15 protein-coding genes are annotated in these 17,979 nt (G+C 39.0%); 8 read left to right on the forward strand and 7 right to left on the reverse strand.

What is annotated here, in order from left to right; genetic code table 11:
• Positions 1 to 75 precede the first annotated feature (75 nt).
• From nusA to ACLCDV_RS17140, 3 genes are all read right to left on the reverse strand, one after another.
• On the reverse strand, positions 76 to 1,317 hold the full coding sequence (gene nusA, locus ACLCDV_RS17130) for a transcription termination factor NusA (RefSeq protein WP_070567754.1): 1,242 nt from the start codon (positions 1,315 to 1,317) through the stop codon (positions 76 to 78).
• A 5-nt stretch (positions 1,318 to 1,322) separates the two neighbouring features.
• Complete coding sequence (rimP, locus tag ACLCDV_RS17135) at positions 1,323 to 1,787, reverse strand: ribosome assembly cofactor RimP (protein ID WP_411971736.1); 465 nt, start codon at positions 1,785 to 1,787, stop codon at positions 1,323 to 1,325.
• Positions 1,788 to 2,018: 231 nt separating this feature from the next.
• Positions 2,019 to 2,795: an XRE family transcriptional regulator gene (locus tag ACLCDV_RS17140; protein ID WP_411971737.1), complete on the reverse strand. Its 777-nt coding sequence runs from the start codon at positions 2,793 to 2,795 to the stop codon at positions 2,019 to 2,021.
• 102 nt (positions 2,796 to 2,897) lie between these two features.
• Between ACLCDV_RS17140 and ACLCDV_RS17145 the strand changes: the two genes are divergently transcribed.
• Positions 2,898 to 3,221 (forward strand): hypothetical protein, encoded by a 324-nt coding sequence (locus tag ACLCDV_RS17145; protein ID WP_317665512.1) that lies wholly within the window; start codon positions 2,898 to 2,900, stop codon positions 3,219 to 3,221.
• 72 nt (positions 3,222 to 3,293) lie between these two features.
• Here the strand turns inward: ACLCDV_RS17145 and ACLCDV_RS17150 are convergent, their stop codons facing one another.
• The gene (locus ACLCDV_RS17150) at positions 3,294 to 5,558 is read right to left on the reverse strand and encodes a penicillin-binding protein 1A (protein ID WP_317665511.1); all 2,265 of its coding nucleotides are present in this window, start codon (positions 5,556 to 5,558) and stop codon (positions 3,294 to 3,296) included.
• Positions 5,559 to 6,077: 519 nt separating this feature from the next.
• Here ACLCDV_RS17150 and rpoN point away from each other — a divergent pair.
• The 3 genes from rpoN (at position 6,078) to ACLCDV_RS17165 (ending at position 9,668) form a co-directional block, all read left to right on the forward strand.
• On the forward strand, positions 6,078 to 7,544 hold the full coding sequence (rpoN, locus tag ACLCDV_RS17155; RefSeq protein ID WP_411971738.1) for an RNA polymerase factor sigma-54: 1,467 nt from the start codon (positions 6,078 to 6,080) through the stop codon (positions 7,542 to 7,544).
• Between the two features lie 81 nt (positions 7,545 to 7,625).
• On the forward strand, positions 7,626 to 8,501 hold the full coding sequence (locus ACLCDV_RS17160; protein WP_411971739.1) for a carbon-nitrogen hydrolase: 876 nt from the start codon (positions 7,626 to 7,628) through the stop codon (positions 8,499 to 8,501).
• A gap of 90 nt (positions 8,502 to 8,591) precedes the next feature.
• Positions 8,592 to 9,668 carry an agmatine/peptidylarginine deiminase gene (locus ACLCDV_RS17165; protein ID WP_411971740.1) on the forward strand — a complete coding sequence of 359 codons (1,077 nt, stop codon included), beginning with the start codon at positions 8,592 to 8,594 and terminating at the stop codon, positions 9,666 to 9,668.
• 106 nt (positions 9,669 to 9,774) lie between these two features.
• Here the strand turns inward: ACLCDV_RS17165 and agaR are convergent, their stop codons facing one another.
• From agaR to proS, 3 genes are all read right to left on the reverse strand, one after another.
• Complete coding sequence (gene agaR, locus ACLCDV_RS17170) at positions 9,775 to 10,536, reverse strand: transcriptional repressor AgaR (protein ID WP_317665509.1); 762 nt, start codon at positions 10,534 to 10,536, stop codon at positions 9,775 to 9,777.
• Positions 10,537 to 10,758: 222 nt separating this feature from the next.
• Positions 10,759 to 11,547 (reverse strand): GDP-L-fucose synthase, encoded by a 789-nt coding sequence (locus ACLCDV_RS17175; RefSeq protein ID WP_317665508.1) that lies wholly within the window; start codon positions 11,545 to 11,547, stop codon positions 10,759 to 10,761.
• Between the two features lie 12 nt (positions 11,548 to 11,559).
• Positions 11,560 to 13,032 carry a proline--tRNA ligase gene (proS, locus tag ACLCDV_RS17180; RefSeq protein WP_317665507.1) on the reverse strand — a complete coding sequence of 491 codons (1,473 nt, stop codon included), beginning with the start codon at positions 13,030 to 13,032 and terminating at the stop codon, positions 11,560 to 11,562.
• Positions 13,033 to 13,210: 178 nt separating this feature from the next.
• Between proS and ACLCDV_RS17185 the strand changes: the two genes are divergently transcribed.
• The 4 genes from ACLCDV_RS17185 (at position 13,211) to ACLCDV_RS17200 (ending at position 17,965) form a co-directional block, all read left to right on the forward strand.
• Entirely contained in the window at positions 13,211 to 14,401 is a 1,191-nt protein-coding gene (locus tag ACLCDV_RS17185; RefSeq protein WP_411971741.1) for a hypothetical protein, read from the forward strand.
• Between the two features lie 72 nt (positions 14,402 to 14,473).
• A complete protein-coding gene (locus tag ACLCDV_RS17190; protein ID WP_411971742.1) occupies positions 14,474 to 16,063 on the forward strand; it encodes an OmpP1/FadL family transporter in 1,590 nt (529 codons plus the stop codon).
• 211 nt (positions 16,064 to 16,274) lie between these two features.
• Positions 16,275 to 17,030, forward strand: a complete 756-nt coding sequence (locus ACLCDV_RS17195; RefSeq protein WP_411971743.1) for a hypothetical protein — start codon at positions 16,275 to 16,277, stop codon at positions 17,028 to 17,030.
• A gap of 11 nt (positions 17,031 to 17,041) precedes the next feature.
• Positions 17,042 to 17,965 carry a LysM peptidoglycan-binding domain-containing protein gene (locus ACLCDV_RS17200; protein ID WP_317665503.1) on the forward strand — a complete coding sequence of 308 codons (924 nt, stop codon included), beginning with the start codon at positions 17,042 to 17,044 and terminating at the stop codon, positions 17,963 to 17,965.
• Positions 17,966 to 17,979 lie beyond the last annotated feature (14 nt).

Here is a 17,979-nt window from a genome sequence, read left to right on the forward strand (position 1 = left end):
ACAAAAATATGTTTTTTTCCATCCATAAACAATTTATTCCGAATGTTAGATAGAAAAAAATTAACGAGCTGAATTTTATTCAAATTCAGCTTGTAAAATACGTACAATCTCACGAACAGTATCCTCTTCCAAATCGGTACGTCTAACCAATTCTTCCTCACTCAGAGACAACACTGACTTCGCTGAATCCAAACCTACACGTTTCAATTCATCAATAACCCAGCTTTCAATCTCATCGCTGAATTCTTCGATATCAACATCTTCATCAAACTCGTCATTTTCGCGATAAACATCAATTTCATAACCAGTCAATTTCCCAGCCAACTTGATATTGTGTCCTCCACGTCCAATTGCTAAAGAAACTTGATCCGATTTTAAATATACAGCCGCAGTCTTATTTTCTTCATCGATTTTGATTGAGCTAATCCTTGCTGGACTCAACGCACGAGCGATATACAACGAATGGTTCGTTGTAAAGTTAATCACGTCAATATTCTCATTACGCAATTCGCGAACAATACCATGAATACGGGATCCCTTCATACCCACACAAGCTCCTACAGGATCAATACGATCATCGTAAGACTCAACTGCAACCTTTGCTCTTTCTCCTGGTTCACGGACTATTTTCTTGATCGTAATCAAACCATCAAAAATTTCAGGAACCTCAAGTTCAAACAAACGTTGTAAAAATGCAGGCGCAGTACGTGAAATAATAATCTTTGGGTTATTATTCATCATATCCACTTTATGTACAACAGCACGAATACCATCGCCCTTTTTGAAGTAGTCAGCTGGAATTTGCTCTGATTTAGGAAGAATTAATTCATTACCGTCCTCATCCAATACCAAGATCTCTTTCTTCCAAATCTGATAAACTTCACCAATAACCAACTCCCCTTCTCTATCTTTATATTTTTTAAAGACCTCATCTTTTTCCAATTCTAAAACCTTAGACACAAGCGTCTGACGCGCAGCTAAAATTGCACGGCGACCAAAGCTTTCTAATGTGATCTGTTCAATAAAATCATCGCCTACTTCCAAATCTTCATCATGTTTTCTAGCTTCCGCCAATTCGATTTCAAGATCATCATCTTCTGAAAATTCATCTTCAACAACGACGCGCGTTCTCCAAATCTCCAAATCTCCGTTATCTGGATTCACGATAACATCCACATTTTCATCCGTACCAAAACGGCGGCGGATCATACTACGAAAAACCTCTTCCAATACTGTAATAACAGTAGGTCTATCGATATTCTTAAACTCCTTAAACTCTTGAAAAGAGTCTATCAGATTGATGTTGCTGTTACTCATTATTATTAAAATGAAATTACCACTTTTGTTGCTTTTATTTGATCAAAAGGAAGTACTTTTTCTACCTCTTGTGCTTTTTTACCTTTTTCTTTTACCTTTTGAAGAACAGTGATCTTCGTATCGTCTACGGCCAACAATGCGCCTTCAATTTTTTCATTATCGTTCAATTTCACCTGAACTGTGCGACCAATATTCTTTTGATACTGTCTTATATTGACAAAATTAGCATCAATTCCAGGGGATGATACCTCTAAACGATAGGCATTATCAATTACATTTTCCTCTTCCAGATGAAAACCAACATGACGGCTCACCTGTGCACAATCATCAATACTAACCCCATTGTCCCCATCCAAAAGAATCTCAAGAATTTTATTTGGACGCATTTTCACACTGACAATAAACAAATCCTCGCGATCTGCTATTTTCTCCTCGATGAGTTCAATAACTCGTTTTTCTACATGCTGCATTGTTCTGTTTCTAGAAATGCTAATTAATTGAATTAAAAAAAGGGGGCAATACGAGCCCCCTTCCTTTCAGATATGCAAATATAGCATTTTATAAAATAAAAAACAAACTTATAAACATTGTTTTTATATTCAACATACCTCTACCCCTTATAAAAACAATGTTTCGCTCTTTTTGGGTGCATTAAAATTCTTTCAAAGTAGCCAACGCCAAAACACGCAATTAATTTTTCACTATTTTGAACTATCCACAACTGCATTAATTGTCTTCTGCATCTGCGCCATCATACTTGTCAGCGTTTCCATTGTCGGCTCTGGAGTAGGCTCAGGCAACTGCGTACTGATAAAAGCCTTTGCTTTCCATACCTCAAGAATATCTGCAGTCTCCACCCAATAAGGCTCATAGGTCTTATTGTCGGAAACAAGCTTCAAACCTTTATCCTCTTTAAATTTAAAAGCGATACGTTTATAAACCACTCCATCCTCCTTAGAAACCACAACATAGGTACTCCCAGGCTTAATATCATGCCAATTCTCCACATACTCCGCTACGATAATGGATCCTGAAGGTAATGGCAACATAGAGTCGCCCTTTATTTCAAAAGCACGAAATGTTCCCTGACCAAACATAGGAAGTGAAAATTTAGGCAATTCAGCGACATATTCCGGATCTCCATACCCATTTAAATACCCCGCACTTGCCTTAACCGGAACGAGTTCAATATTCTCACGATCATCCGCATCCACCGTAACACTAAGCACCCTTAAATTAGATGCATTGCTTTTGGGAACCGGCTTCCATTTTTCATCAATAACATCATTTGCCAACTCATCCATAGTCAAACCATAGAATTCAGCAATCTTCTTCAGCAACTCATATTTAGGCTCAGCCCTATCTTCTTCGTACGCACCCACCGACGCACGTTTAATTTCCATAATATCAGCAAATTGTTGCTGCGTGATTTTTTTTCCTTTTCGAAGGAATTTTAGATTGGACGAAATATTTGACATATTATTTTTTCAAAAAAATATTTTGCAAAAACTAATTTTATTAGTAATATTGTGCCAATAAAATTAGTAAATATATTTTAAACGTCCAAATAATTTAGCATTATGAATAATTTTATTGTATATATATTAACAGACAGCAATCGTAAACACTTTGAAATTGGGCTTAGTTCCAACATATTCAGCAAAGTATTGGAATTGGAGCAATCTAATAGCTTTATTTTCAACCAAGGCCCAAGGTTAAATCGGATAATCTACACAGAAGCTTTTACTAGCTTGGAGATAGCCAACAAAAAAATAAACGAACTGCAGCATTTCACAACTATGCAGATTGAAAGGCTCATCCGTAAATCCAACCCAAACTGGAACAACCTTTTCCCACAGCAACACCACGCTTTCACCAAAAGAGACTCCCACTACGCCGCTTAACATAAAAAAAGCCACCTTAGTAAACTAGGCGGCCATCTTATATTTTTAATTATAAATCTTTAAGCGTCGTATTTAATTTCGGCTACTATCCTTCTCCGAGGGTAATAATCCTTCATACTGAACACTGTTATCTCCGCCTTCAGTATGGTTACGCTCAACATGATTTTCTTCAGCGCCTTCTTCCTGTGGCCCTATTAATCCTTCATCAGCGGGCTCATCTACCTGCGTAGAATCACTCTGCTCTGGCTCTGGATCGCTATAGCGGGGAGTTTCGCATTTGTAAGATTTTGTAATTTCGACAGTCGGGCTAGGAAACTTACCTTGCGTATACCCCAACTGCTTATCTTTATATACTGACTCCATGTATACGCCAAATATCGGCAATGCTGTACGGGAACCTTCTCCCGAATGGGAATTTTTAAAGTGAATACTCCGCTCGTCACAACCAACCCATACACCTGTGACCAAATCTTTCGTCACCCCCATATACCAACCATCCACATATTCAGACGAAGTACCTGTCTTTCCTCCAATTTCATTTTCCTTATCAAACAAGTCCCACTCCCACAATCCCTGAGAGGTACCCCCAGGTTCTTCCATGCCACCACGAAGCATATAGGTCATCAACCAGGCATCTTGCTTATCCACAACTTGTTTACGTTCCGCCTGAAAGGTCGCAATCACATTACCGTCATGATCTTCGATCTTAGACACCAATAAAGGAGTAACACGCTCGCCATGATTCATCATCGTCGAGTACCCATTCACCATCTCAAAAACAGAAACATCATTTGGCCCCAAACCCACCGAGGCAACTGGATTTAATTTACTCGTAATACCACAACGATGCGCTGCATCGACTACTTTTGCAGGCGTAACCATATCAGTCAATTGTACCGTTACCGAATTAATTGAACGCGCCATTGCGTGACGCAAAGACATTTCACGATAGGAAAAATTCCAGTCTGCATTTTTAGGCTCCCATATCTCCACAGAGTCCCCTTTATCAATCTTGATTGTAACGGGTTTATCTGTAATCTTGTCACATGGAGACATCCCCGACTCCAAAGCAGCCAGGTATACAAAGGGTTTAAATGTAGAACCAGCCTGTCTCTTCGCCTGCATCACGTGATCATACTTAAAATATTGATGGTTTATACCACCCACCCACGCTTTAATTTCACCCGAATATGGATCCATAGACATCATTCCCGCATTTAGCATCATAGCATAATACTTCAACGAATCCATTGTGGACATATCTTTTTCGATCTTACTACCATCCCTCCAATTATAGACTTCGATCTTCTTCTTTTTATTCAAGAAGTAATTGATGCTATCCGGGGTATTTGCATATTTTTTGCTTAAAAAAGCATAATAAGGAGTTTTCTTTGCCAAATTATCCAAAAAGTTCGGAATAACCTTACCTGATAAATCGCGCCAAGGCTCCTGTCCTTCCCAGGTATTATTTAGACGTTGCTGCAATTCGACCATTTGTTTCGCCACAGCCTCTTCAGCATGTTTTTGAAGCTTAGAATTTATCGTGGTGTAAATTTTCAAACCGTCTGTATAGATATCGTAATTATTATCCTCAGACCATTTCTCCAACCACTTAGCAACAGCAGCACGCAAGTAAGAATCTCCCCCAGCATTCAGGTCTTGACTATTCGTATTCAAAACAATCTTCTCTTTAACCAGACGATCATATTCCTCTTTTTTCAAAAAACCGCCTTTATACATCTGGCTTAAAACCGTGTTTTTCCGCACAAAAGCATTTTCGGGATTGCGAATAGGGTTATATAAGGTCGTACCTTTTAACATTCCGATCAAAACAGCAGCTTCATTTTGATTCAATTGATTAGCCCCCTTTGAAAAATAGCGCTTTGCAGCAGTCTCAATACCATACGCATTGTTACTAAAGGATACTGTATTTAAATACATTTCCAATATCTGATTTTTGGAATAGCGTTGTTCCAATTTATAAGCCGTCATCCACTCCTTGAACTTTGTCACCACCAAGCCCGCAACAGGAAGACGTGTCAATAAACCGCCCGCCTTATTATAACGTGTACGATAAAGATTTTTAGCTAATTGTTGCGTAATGGTACTTGCGCCACGCTTATCTCCTTTTAATGTAGAGATAATACCTGACCCAAGTCCGAAAAAATCAACACCATTATGACTATAAAAACGTACATCCTCAGTTGCGATCAACGCATTCGTCACTGACTTCGGAATACTATCAAATGGAATTGGATTCCTATCCTCATCAAAATACCGCCCGATTAAAACACTGTCTGCGGTATATAACTCCGTTGAAATATTAACACTTGGCATAACAATATCCTTTTTTGTTGGAGAATAACCGAAAAGCCACAAAAAATTCAATTGTATAGCACAAACCAATATAATGATAAAATATATTGCTATAACGAGATAACGAAGAATCCTATTCTTAATACGTTTAAACATAAATGGAAATTTATCTTATATTCAACACATCCGATAAGCAAAAGGTTTTATGCCCATCAAATATGCCTTTATATCTATTTTCAGGGGCTAAATATACAACTAAATAAATCGCTGTAATCAACTATTTACATTTTTTAACAATAAAAAACAGACAATAAACAACTGTAAAATATGATATGGTTCCAAAGGATTAATTTTGAAAATTACCACGACAATTAAATAGCAAAGGGGATGTCTGGAGAAAACAAGCCGAATCTACTCTTGTTTATAAATTTGGCTCCGCGTTCCACAAATATTATACCCATTTTTCAATTATTATCGATTTTATTTTAAAATAATAATGATATTTGTTTAAATTTAGATGTAAAAAAGTCAACTATTAGCATGTTAAAACAAACATTACAACAAAAGCTATTACAGAAATTGTCTCCGCAACAAATACAATTTATAAAATTGTTGCAGGTTCCGACGGTTTCATTAGATGCTAGAATCAAGGAAGAATTAGAAGAAAACCCTGCGTTAGAAGATGGTAGCTTGACGAATATGACGGATCCTATAGAAGAATATCCCGATAAAGATCCAGATGATAATTTTGACAATGAAGATGGGTTCGACTCTGAAGACTTTAGTTTAGAAGACTATATTCAGGAAGATGATTTCAAAGATTACGGCAGTGGCTATGACTATGGAGACGACGATGATGACCGGAAAGAAATGCCTGTTGCTATTCAGCACTCTTTTTACGAGCAGTTACAACAACAATTAGACCTTTTGGCATTAGATGACAAACATTTTTTAATTGGCCAACAAATTATTGGCAGTTTAGATGACGACGGCTATTTACGCCGGCCCATCATCAATCTTGTCGACGATCTTGCTTTTGGCCAAAATGTAATGACCGATGAGCAGGAAGTACTTGATATGCTAAAGGTAATTCAAGATTTTGAACCTGCTGGAATTGGAGCACGAGACCTACAAGAGTGCCTATTGATCCAATTACAAAAAAAAGATACCCAAAACCCCACAATCAAACTCGCTATTAAAGTCGTAGCGAATTACCTTGAAGAATTCACCAAAAAACATTATGATAAATTAGAAAAATCTTTAGGTGTTTCATCAGAGGATTTAAAAAACGTCGTCAACGAGATCCTAAAACTTAATCCTAAACCAGGAGATTCTGGTGCAGTCGCGGGCAAACAGCTTCATATTATCCCGGATTTCCATATCAGCAATAATGATGGAACACTGCATCTGACTTTAAATGGCCGAAATGCACCTGAGCTTCGCATAAGTCGTGATTACCAACACATGTTCGAGCATTACGAGAAATCGGATCAAAAGGATAAAAAAATGAAAGAGGCTGTACAATTCGTCAAACAAAAACTTGACTCAGCCAAATGGTTTATTGATGCAATAAAACAGCGTCAACAAACCTTACTAAAAACAATGAATGCAATCATGGAATACCAATATGATTATTTCCTCACGGGTGATGATCGAAAATTAAAACCCATGATACTGAAAGACATCGCCGATAAAATCGACATGGATATATCTACGGTGTCGCGGGTAGCAAATTCAAAATACGTACAAACAGAATTCGGAACATTTCTCTTAAAATCATTTTTCTCTGAAGCTATCCAGACGGATTCCGGTGAAGAAGTATCCAATAAAGAGGTTAAGAAAATATTGGAAGAGTGCATCGCAAAAGAAAATAAACGGAAACCCTTGGCTGACGAGAAACTAACTGAGATCCTAAAAGAAAAAGGATACAATATCGCGCGGCGAACGGTGGCAAAATATCGGGAAGCATTGAATATTCCTGTAGCAAGATTACGAAAAGAGCTCTAAGAGCTCTTTTTGTTTTTCCCACAGACCAAATCCAAATTAAGAATAGTATCTTTGTGCTTGAATTAAAATAAGCATTAAAGAATGAGCAAAGTAAAAGTTGGAGTTGTACAGATGAGCTGTACCGCAAGCAAACAAGAGAATCTCGAAAAAGCTATCGCTAAAGTAAAAGAAGCCGCTGCAAAAGGTGCGCAAATTGTGTGTCTGCAAGAACTATTTACCTCTTTATATTTCTGCGATGTGGAAGATTATGACAATTTCGCACTGGCAGAATCCATTCCTGGCCCATCGACCGACGCACTATCGACAGTCGCTAAAGAAGCCGGAGTCGTAATTATCGCTTCATTATTTGAAAAAAGAGCGGAAGGACTGTACCACAATACAACTGCCGTACTGGATGCCGATGGTTCCTATCTAGGAAAATATCGCAAAATGCATATTCCAGATGACCCTGCATTTTATGAAAAATTCTATTTTACCCCAGGAGATTTAGGCTACAAGGTATTCAAAACAAAATTTGGAAGAATAGGCATTTTAATTTGCTGGGATCAATGGTACCCTGAAGCATCTCGAATTACCGCATTGATGGGTGCAGAAATCTTATTCTACCCTACAGCTATTGGATGGGCAACAGATCAAGATGAAGAAACCAACAAAGATCAATACAATGCGTGGCAAACAATACAACGCTCCCATGCCGTTGCAAATGGTGTTCCTGTTGTATCCGTTAACCGTGTAGGATTTGAACAAAATGGCGCGATGAAATTTTGGGGTGGAAGCTTCGTAACAAATGGACAGGGCAAACTGCTTTACCTCGCTTCCCACGACAAGGAGGAAATTGAGGTTGTCGAATTGGACTTAAATGAATCGGATTATTTCAGAAAACATTGGCCATTTTTGAGAGACCGAAGAATCGAAACATACGCACCTATCACCAAACGTTTTATTGACGAAGACTAATATTGGATATTCTAGCCATTTCAGTTTCGAACGCACACAACTGTGCTGAAACGAACTGAAATGGCTTTTTTTAATCCCATTAAAATAAGTATGGAACAAAAAAAGACATTCACACAGGACTATTTTGACAATTCCCCGAAACAACAGGGCTTCTCATTTCCCGCAGAATGGGCAAAGCAGGAAGCCTTATGGTTGAGCTGGCCACATAAAGAGGAATCCTGGCCTGGGAAGATCGAAACAATATACAAACCCTATTGCGAATTTATTAAAGTCGTAGCAACCGGGCAAAAAGTAAGGATTAACGTCGCTAACGAGGAAATGCAAAATTTTGCTATTACCGCGCTCAAAGAAGTGACAACCGATTTTAGCAATATCGAATTCTATTTTAATCCGACAAACGATGCTTGGTGTAGAGACCACGGTCCCGCTTTTATAATTAACCAAGCAACAAATCAAAAAGCAGTTGTCGACTGGGGGTATAATGCCTGGGGTGGAAAATACCCACCTTTCGATTTAGACGATGTCGTACCAACACGCATTGCCAAAGAATTTAATCTCCCTTTATTCACCCCTGATATCGTCATGGAGGGCGGTTCCGTTGAGTTTAATGGTGCAGGAACTATTATGACTACAACAGCTTGCCTACTGAATGAAAACCGAAATCCACACCTGACAAAAGAACAAATAGAAACCTATTTGAAAGAATTTTATGGTCAGGAACAAGTTTTATGGCTTGGAGACGGTATCGTTGGAGACGATACAGATGGGCATATTGATGACATCACACGTTTCGTCAACGAAAACACAGTTTTAACGGTTGTTGAGGAAGATCCGACAGATGAAAACTACGAAATACTTCAAGAAAATCTAGCAACGCTTCGTTCATTTAGACTCCTAAATGGAGAGCCTCTGCATGTCATTGAGCTCCCAATGCCAGCTCCTGTTATCTATGACGAAACAAGATTACCAGCTTCTTATGCTAATTTCTACATTGCAAACGATGTTGTTGTTGTACCGATCTTCAACGATAAAAATGACCAAAGAGCACTGGATATCATCCAAGGCTGTTTCCCTACACGTAAAGTCATAGGAATAAATTCCGTCGACATTATTTGGGGGCTGGGAAGTTTCCACTGTTTAAGCCAGCAAGAGCCGGCACTGAGCTAAAAAAACTATCCATAAATAAAATGTCCCCAAAGAGTTAAAAACTCTTTTGGGGACATTTTTTATGATAAAAATAAGCAGCTCCGCTTTGATTTTTAGTTAAGCCGTGTTAAACAACAATAACATTTACCCCAGCTTTTTCTAACGATTCCACAAAGCTTGTATTTACTTTATCATCGGTAATTAATATATCAATTTTATCAAAACCACAAATCCGCCCGAAGCTTCGCCGTCCGAATTTAGACGAATCTGCTAGTACGACAACCTTTTGAGCCGTATCGATCATAATGCGATTTAATTGTGCCTCCTGCGCACTTGACGTTGACACACCATATTCTAGGTCAATACCGTCCACACCCAAAAATAATTTACTGCAATAAAAATCCTGCAATAAATTTTCCGCATACTTTCCAGTTACCGATGTTGAAGTCTTGCGAAGCGTTCCGCCCATCTGCATGATTTCAACCGAAGGATATTTGATCAATTCCATCGCAACATTCAATGCCGAAGTTACGACAGTGATATTTCCTTTAGGAGTGATCTGCTTTGCCAGCGACTGCATAGTCGTTCCTGAAGCGATAATGATTGAATCATTTTCCTCAATCATTTCAGCCGCTTTTTTTCCGATCCGACTTTTATCGTCCGAACGAAGCTTCTCTTTTTCAAATACTGTACGGTCAGTCGTATAAGGATTATATTGTGTTGCCCCGCCATGCGTTCTAAACAACAATCCACTATCTTCCAACAAGGTCAAATCTTTCCGAATGGTTACAGAGGAAACGCCCAATTCCTCACATAGATCAATTACCTGAACTACGCCGACCTCCTTTAATTGTTTTAAGATATATTGATGTCTTTCTACATTTGTCATGGCTCTATTTCTAATAAGCTGTTAAAATACTAAATCTATTATCGGTTTGTTTAAAGGAATATGTCGATATCTTGAAAAAATCCATCGATATCAATAAATTTCAACAAATATGACTTTCTACTTAAATTTTCCTTCGTAGAATTGATGTTAAAATAATGAAATTATTTAATTTTTTCACGCTGACAATCATAAATTCATTTTTCTTTTTAAAATAAAAATGAATTAAAATTGCAAAGGATCAGGCAGGACAAATTGATAATCAAGTTCCTCTAGAAGTAATTTTCCGCTAACTATTTTTTGAGTTGCATCCGCCGCTTCGAACGCAAGAGGTAAAGCATAGCCATATTTTTTTGCCGATGCCAGAATAACATCCATTTTCTTAGGGTGTAAGGGAGCAACAACATTATAAACCCTATATCTAAGCGCGCGGCAAGATGCCTCCTCCAATAACCTGACCACATCGTCGATATGAACAAAATTAGCCGGCTGCTCACCGGTCGTACAGATACGCTCAGAAAAATATTTGGCAAAAACACGATTTTTTCCAAACAAACCTCCCAGACGATAAATGAGTGTATCAGCCAATCCCAACATACTTGCTTCAGCAAGCAAAAGTTTTGATGAAAGTAAGGTTGTATCTGCATAGGATTCATCAAATACGCCATCTTTATCCGGATAAATACCAATAGAGCTTAAGAAAACATGTTTACTCCATGTAATGTGACCAAAAAACAAGCTGATATTCGAAAATCTATTTTCAAGGATCGCTACACTATTTTTCTGACTTGCAGGTATACTGTTCAATACGAAGTCAAAGTGAGTAGGTATGTCACTCATCTCAGGAAAACTTTCCTTATCAAAATCCAGGATAAACGAAAAAATACCATCAGCATTAAGCCGATGGTATTTTTCATATGTTCTCGTACTTGCCCAGACCTCATGACCTCGGTGCTTCATATATATCGCAAAAGACTCTGCGAGCCAGCCACATCCTAAAATGAGTACCCTCATAGGACAAAACGATTAATAGGCTTTTGCAAACAGTACACGGCGTTTAGAAGGCTTTCCAGTAAAGATACAAATACCATCCTCTTCCTTCGCATCCAAAGGAATACAGCGGATTGTCGCCTTAGTTTCTTCTTTTACACGTTTCTCCGTTTCGGTTGTTCCGTCCCAATGACAGGAAATAAACCCACCTTTACCTTCCAACACTTCTTTAAACTCATCATAAGAATTCACCTCAGTGTAATGAGAGGTTCTGAAATCTAATGCTTTTTGGTATATATTTTCTTGTATGGTATCTAGCAACTGTACAATCGTACCAGCCAGTCCCTCCTGAGCAACCGTCTCCTTCGTTTGGGTATCACGACGCGCCAATTCAACAGTACCATTTTGCATATCTCTTGCTCCAACAGCCACACGAACAGGAACGCCCTTTAATTCCCACTCTGCAAATTTAAAGCCCGGACGCTGAGTATCCCGATCGTCATATTTCACCGAGATATCTTTCCCCCTCAATTCATTTGTTAACTGATTCACAAATACATCAATTTGTGCTTTTTCTTCTTCAGTCTTAAAAATTGGAACTATGACAACCTGAATTGGAGCCAATTTTGGTGGTAATACCAATCCTTGGTCATCCGAGTGCGCCATAATCAATGCCCCCATCAGACGAGTAGAAACACCCCAGGAAGTTGCCCACACATGCTCTAACTTACCTTCTTTAGAGGTAAATTTTACGTCAAATGCTTTTGCGAAATTTTGGCCAAGAAAATGCGACGTCCCTGCTTGCAGTGCTTTTCCATCTTGCATCAAAGCCTCGATACAATAGGTATCCAACGCTCCCGCAAAACGTTCGTTTTCGGTTTTTCTACCACGTACGACAGGCACTGCCAAAATATTTTCAGCAAATTCGGCATAGACATCAAGCATACGCTCAGTTTCGGCAATAGCCTCTTCACTTGTTGCATGCGCCGTATGCCCTTCTTGCCATAAAAACTCAGCTGTACGTAAGAAAAGACGTGTACGCATTTCCCAACGTACAACGTTCGCCCATTGATTGACCAAAATTGGGAGGTCACGATAAGATTCAATCCATCCACGATAGGTATTCCATATAATCGTTTCCGAAGTCGGGCGTACGATCAACTCTTCCTCCAACTTCGCCTCTTCATCCACTACGATCTTACCTGTACCGTCGTTTTTTAATCGATAATGTGTTACCACCGCACATTCGGTAGCAAAACCTTCCACATGCGCCGCCTCTTTAGAAAAAAACGACTTGGGAATGAATAAAGGGAAATAAGCGTTGCTATGACCTGTTTCTTTAAATCTCTTATCTAAGATTGCCTGCATCCTTTCCCAGATAGCGTATCCGTATGGTTTGATCACCATACAGCCTCGTACAGCTGAATTTTCAGCTAGATCAGCTTTAATCACAAGCTCGTTATACCATTGTGAATAATCTTCAGCACGACTTGTTATTCCTTTACTCATATGAAATTGATAAATTATTGTAACATTATTACGTTAAATCTCGTCTGTAATTCTAATACGAAAAGCGTTCAATAAAAAATATTTGTATTTTTGATTACTTCGATTAAACCCCCTTGAGAAATTTGCGTCTAAGATAGTAAATAAGGCTGTATAATCGAAAATAACGATTTAGGATATTATGAAAAAAAATAGATTATTTATCGGAGCACTTGCCATAACAGGAGCGTTCATGCTGGGTTCCTGCGGTACGAGTAGGCAAATCTATGGCGACGATGTCTATGGCAATAACGGGCAAGCGAGACAAAAAGTTTACCAAAGCCCAGACTATTATTACACAGATGTAGATCAGTCCCAACCAAATGGACAGGCACAAGGCGGTTACTATGATGATGAGTATTCTGATCAGGATTACAACAGTGATTCCTATGAAGATCTTGAATATGCCAATCGTATCAACCGTTTCTATTACGCTAGTCCGGGCATGACGTATTTCGACCCATTTTTTGATCCATGGTATGGTTATGGTTTCGGCGGTTGGTACGGATATGGCCCATCGTTCGGAATGGGATGGGGATGGAACTCTGGATGGGGTTCATCTTGGTCTATCGGCCTCGGATGGGGATGGGGTTCTAGCTGGGGCTGGGGATCTCCATGGTATGGTGGTTACAGACCTTGGGGTGGCTGGTACGGCGGTGGCTACTGGGGATCTGGTTGGTATGGAAACGGCTACTGGGGTGGTGGTTACTGGGGTAACTCAAGACCACGTTATGCTTCGAATAGGTCTGTATACAGAGACAACTATAACACACGTAGTTCATCATCAAGATCCCGCACAGCAGGAGGATATGACCGTAATGGTGTTGCCCGAAATTCTGGGGGGTACGATCGTACTGGGGTAGCTCGCGATTCAAGAGGCCGCATTACCTCTGTTTCCAACAGGTCAAGAACTTCTGACGGTTCTGTAACACGGGGTTCTGCTTATGATCGATCAAACGGTAGAACAAGAACATCGGATGGTGTATCGAATAGAGCTTATTCAGACGGTACACGTTCAAGAACATCGGACAGAGTCAATGGTTCTTATCCAAACAACACACGTAGCACCTCTAGTGGATATTATAATAATGATTCCAGATCACGAAACAGCTCAGGTGAGGTATCTCGTCAGATGAGCCGTTCGATGGAAACACGTTCCAGCAACCCAAGCTCGACGTCGAGACCATCATATACTCCACCAACAAGAAGCTATGATAGTGGTTCATCATCCCGCTCCAGCGGTGGTTTCTCTGGAGGTGGTAGTTCTAGATCTTCGGGAGGAGGCTTCTCTGGAGGCGGTAGCTCAAGATCAGGTGGGGGACGTACTCGATAGTTAAAAGCATTTTAAATAGTAGCATACAATTTCTTGTATGCTACTAATTTAGTATTGACGACATTTTAGCATATGACAATCAAAAAATTACTTTTTGGAACTGCATTCATTTTAGGTGCAGCAGGGACTACTCAAGCGCAATATACGAAAGATGTACTTTTATTTTCCCAAGGGGACAATGGCGGAACAGCTCGTTTTAAAGCCATGGGAAATGCATCTACCGCATTAGGTGGAGATATAAGTTCAATTACGAGTAACCCTGCAGGTTTGGGCTACTTCAATCAGTCTGATATATCCGTAACAGCCAGATACCTTAACAATAAAAATAAAACAGACTATTTCGGTCAGAATTCGAACAGCAGTAAGAATAATTTCAATTTAGACAATGCCGGAATTGTTTTTCACCTGCCGACTTACCGCAATGGTGGCAACCTCGATCGAGGCTGGTTAAATTTCAACGTCGGTATCGCCTATAACAGAAACTATGTATATGATAACCGGCTAGAATATAGAGGAGTTAATACAGACAATTCCATTACCCATTCCTTTGCCGATCGTTTAGCAACTGAAGGCAATGCCGGAGGTTGGGGACAGGATTTCTATCAAAATTCATTTATGGTTGATGACGACCCAAATAATTCAAAGGATTTCTATCCGATTGCCATCGGTAAAAAGATGGGATCATATCCTGGGAACGAACAAGTCAATTCTATTTATGAAAAAGGCAGTAAATCGGAATCTGTATTGTCTTTTGGAGCAAATTATAGCAACAAGCTTTACTTAGGTGCATCCCTAGGTTTCACCAGCTTCCACTATAATACGGCTAACGTATTCACTGAATATGGTCAAACAATGACCGAAGCACAATTAAAGGATTACAATAGCAAGTCTGTGTTTTTAAACCCAAAAAACCCTGAGTATCAATATCTCGACAACGATTACGAGCTATTTGAAACCTATAATCAGATTACGGATGGCACAGGAATTGATTTTAAATTAGGTATGATCTATAAGTTTACGCCTACTTTTAGTATGGGGTTCACTGCCAAGTCACCGACCTTTATGAATATCAAGGATGATTCCGAAAATTATACTAAAATTAATTACTTTTTGCCCAATGCAAATGAAGCCCGTGCTCAATTCGTAACAAACGACAAAATAGGTAATAGTTCATGGGAATATAACATGAATACTCCCTACCGCCTTTCCTTAGGGGCTAGCCAATTATTTTCAAAAGGTTTGATTACAGCCGATGTGGAGTGGGTAGATTATGCTGCGATTCGCTATAAAGATGCTGGCGGTTACAACCAAATGCAAGAAGATAGAATGAATCAAAGTATCAAAGATACTTACCAAGGTGCAATTAATGCAAGAATCGGTGGTGAAGTTCTATTAAATAATGTATTTAGTGGAAGAGCCGGTTTCAACTACAAAGGTAATCCTTACAAAAATGCTGATTATACAGACTATACAGCTTCACTAGGTGTTGGAGCTAAACTTGGTCGCGGTATGTACATCGATTTAACAGGTGCTTATAATGCCGTAAATTTTAAAGAAAGCCCATATATTATTGATGAGGCTCACTGGAAATCATCCAGCCCACTAGCAGATATCAAAAATCAAAGAACGAGTGTCATTTTGACCATCGGTTCAAAGTTTTAATTATTTAAAAGAACGTCCAGCAAGCCTGGACGTTCTCCGTTTATCACAGTCAGCCAGATCAAGGCGAATGATAAAAACCAATATCTGAAGATCACGTCGCCAAAATTCCCTTCCCATATTGAAAAATTCTGCTTAAACCGACTTATCTCATAATTATACTTGTATATAAAGCCAACTTTATCTAAGTTTGTCCCCTTGGATTGAAAATTACATGGCAAATCAAACAATTTCAAAAGCATTCAATTTCATTTTTACATACCCCATTTGGCGGATAGAAATCGATGCGGAGAATAAATTGATCGCTGTGGAGACCAGAAACCCAGACGATACCCTACCCTATTTTAATGTAGTCACTTTCGAAGGGTCTTACGTATTACAAGACTTCAAGGCAATAGCCAAAGAGTGGGTCCTAGCTGGAATTCAATGCAAAAAATTAATTCTTAAGAAGATTGCCAATAATTCACCTATCGACGCAGGCATACAGGTAATCGATTGCTACAATCCACAGCTTCAAGAAACCTGGTTCAACTACATCTTCGTCGGTCTAGTCGATCAAGGCATGCTCATTAGACCCAAAGTAATAACACAGGGATTACAGTTATTTTTGAATCTCCAATCGATGTCAATTGAAAGCAAAAATGAAATTCCCTTTAAACCTTATGCCAGCGCGCTCGTCTATCCAATTATCTACAATGGTGAAATTCCCCTTTTTTTAAAGGACTTCCCAATTGATGGTGAGATCTGGATAAATACGGTGAATGACTACTTTATTTGGGCTTTCTATGAAAAAGACAGAAACAATCGTTATCAAATCAGGCTAGTGCAATCCACAAGAGAAAAATTGACAGAGTCTATTATTGCAGTTTCCGGGCTGGAACTAAAGCTCTTCAACATTTATTTTCTTATTCACGAACAAATATTCCTTTTGACAGATAATAAACGGGAGTTTGTTTCGTATTTAGTATAATTGCAAAATATATGAAAGTTTTATTCGAATTAAAAACATATAAAAAGATAGCTATTCTATCCATCGCGATATTAGCTATTCAACAAGTTGAAGCAAAGAATTCAACCTCTTTACGTACTGATTTTATCCCTGATTCAGTAGGAACTGAAGCTATCAATGGTGAAGAATACGTGTTGTTCAAAATTGAAAAAGGCGACAACTATTACCAGTTAAGTAAAAAGTATAAAACAACGGTGGGCCAATTGACCCAAATAAATGGTAATGGAACATTAAGCCTGGGGCAAATTGTGAAGATTCCGACAGGTCGAAAAGCGAAATCAACAGTAAGCAACGACCGTGGAAATACGACGGTGCAAAACCCGCGTAATCCGCAACAGCAAGAAGGTTTTACGGAATATATCGTTGGAGAGAAAGAGACACTTTATGCCATATCTAAAAGATTCAGTATTTCTGTTGAAGATATCAAAAAAGCAAACAACTTAAAAAATAACGTTATTGGCGGTGGAATGAAGCTCATGATCCCCAATCAGCCCCTACCTCCAGAACGACCAAAATTAGTTGAACCTAAAGGAATCGAAATTGTAACGCCTGATTCGACAGACGTTGACGATAAAGAAGAAAATCAAATTTCAACAAACCGCTACGGAATACGCGAAAAGTCCGAACGTGGTATTGGTGTGTGGATTGATGGACTTTCCTCTCAAGGTACAAGCAATCTTGCTCTTCATAAGAGCGCTCCAGTAGGTACTATTCTAAAAATTACCAACCCAATGACCAAAAGTGTTACTTACGCAAAAGTGGTCGGTAAATTTAATGATAATGCCGAAAACCAAAATGCAATTGTCGTGTTGTCAAAGTCTGCCGCCGCAAGCATAGGCGCACTTGATAAACGCTTTCAGGTTGAAATTGCTTATGGATTACCGCTAGAAAATTAACAGAATAAAATAGC

The sequence above is a fragment of the Sphingobacterium sp. Lzh-3 genome (assembly GCF_046764375.1).
Lineage (GTDB): Bacteria > Bacteroidota > Bacteroidia > Sphingobacteriales > Sphingobacteriaceae > Sphingobacterium.